This window comes from Albidovulum sp., assembly GCF_049646345.1.
Classification (GTDB): Bacteria; Pseudomonadota; Alphaproteobacteria; order Rhodobacterales; family Rhodobacteraceae; genus Albidovulum.
Map to the genome: position 1 here is coordinate 1 of NZ_JBARVQ010000061.1, position 1,651 is coordinate 1,651.

Below are 1,651 nucleotides of genomic sequence, written 5' to 3' on the forward strand. Positions count from 1 at the left end.
GCACCAGACATGGCTTTGTCGAGTGCCGCAAGCGCCCTTTCATACGAATGAAACTCTGGCTCCGCCTGAAAGAGCGCTATTTTCAGTTCCGGCATTCATTAAACTCAGCGGGGTTAAGTCAGTGCAAGTCTAACAGTCGAGGCACGAATAGCGAGAGCTCTGGTATGAAAGTGACCAGAAACATCACCGGGAGCGCGACATAGAAGATGATCTGCAAGGCCGGCTTGATGGCTTCGTGGATCGATACCTTGCCGATGCGGCAGGCCATGTAGAGGATGGGCGCCACCGGCGGACTATTGGCCCCGATCACAACCGAGCAGGCCACGATTGAGGCGTAGTGAACCGGATCGACACCGTGATGCATCATCAAGGGCATCATCAGCGGCGCAATCACCACCGTCACCGAAAGATCGTCCATGATCATGCCGACAAAGATCAGGAACGCGTTGACCAGAACGAGGATCAGGATCTTGTTCTCCGACACATGCGTGACGGCCTCGGTCAGTTCCTGCGGCACACTCTCGGCGACCATGATGCGGCCGATCATGAAGGAAAACAGCAGGATCAAAATGATCGTGCCGGTGGTCTCGCCCGCCTCGATCAGGCTTTGACGGAATCGCGCGATCGTCAGGTCGCGGTAGATGAAAAAGCCGATCAGGATGGCCATGAACAACGCAACAGCCGCAGCTTCGGTCGGAGTGAAGACACCGCCATAGATGCCGCCCAGAATGACCACGGGCATCATCAAGGCAGGTGCAGCCTGTACAGTTGCGCGCAGCGGGCCATGCGGCGACTTCTGCGCCTGTATTGCTGCCAGACGTTCTGGCGTGTCGACCAGCATGCGGGCGGTCGCGATCTTGTTGAAGATCATCAGCCCCACCATCAGCAGCAGGCCCGGCACGATTGTCGCCGCGAAGAGCGCTGTGATGGATTGCCGCGTTACGACGCCGAACAGGATCAGGGTGATCGACGGCGGGATGAGAATGCCCAATAGCGACGAAACCCCAAGCATCGCGCTCGTATAGCCACGCGGATAACCGCGGGCCGCCAGCGGATCGCCCATAATCGTGCCGATCGAGGCGACGGCAGCGGTAGCGGTCCCCGAAATCGCGCCGAAGACGCCCGATGATCCGATCAAGGCGGCACCGAGGCCACCCTTACGGCCGCGCATCATCATCGACATGAACGAGATCAACCGTGCAGCGACGCCGCCGCTTTGCATCAGGTAGCCCGCGAGAACGAACAGCGGAAGTGCCAGAAGGATCACCGAGTCGAGTGACCGGTAGCCCTGCAAAAGCAGCGTGGCAGTGTTGACGTCATAAGCCCACACGAGGAACATCAGGACGCCGGCGAAGGACCAAGCGACGGGCACCCCGAAGATCATCAGAGCCATGAGTAGAAGAATGCCGAAAAGCGCTTCCATGGTTCAGTTCCCCCCTGTGTTGTTATTTGCTTTGCCAAACACCGAAACGGCGGCAGTGATTGCATCCCGAATTGCGTAGACACCGCAAAAGATCGCGGCCAGAACGACGGCCGATTGCGGAATGATCAGCGGGATACTGAGCGCAGCAGTGGTTTGAGGCCGCTTCATCGACCATGCGACCATGTCGCGAGCGAGGCTCAGAAAGAACAGGCTGAGCACGACCATCAC

1 protein-coding gene and 1 pseudogene are annotated in these 1,651 nt (G+C 58.6%); both read right to left on the reverse strand.

Translation table 11 applies throughout. The features are described 5' to 3' along the window. Positions 1 to 118 precede the first annotated feature (118 nt). Positions 119 to 1,423, reverse strand: coding sequence for a TRAP transporter large permease (locus WBB85_RS01485; protein ID WP_432636853.1), 1,305 nt, complete (start codon positions 1,421 to 1,423; stop codon positions 119 to 121). A 3-nt stretch (positions 1,424 to 1,426) separates the two neighbouring features. Next, positions 1,427 to 1,651: pseudogene (locus WBB85_RS01490) on the reverse strand (hypothetical protein); the annotation flags it as partial.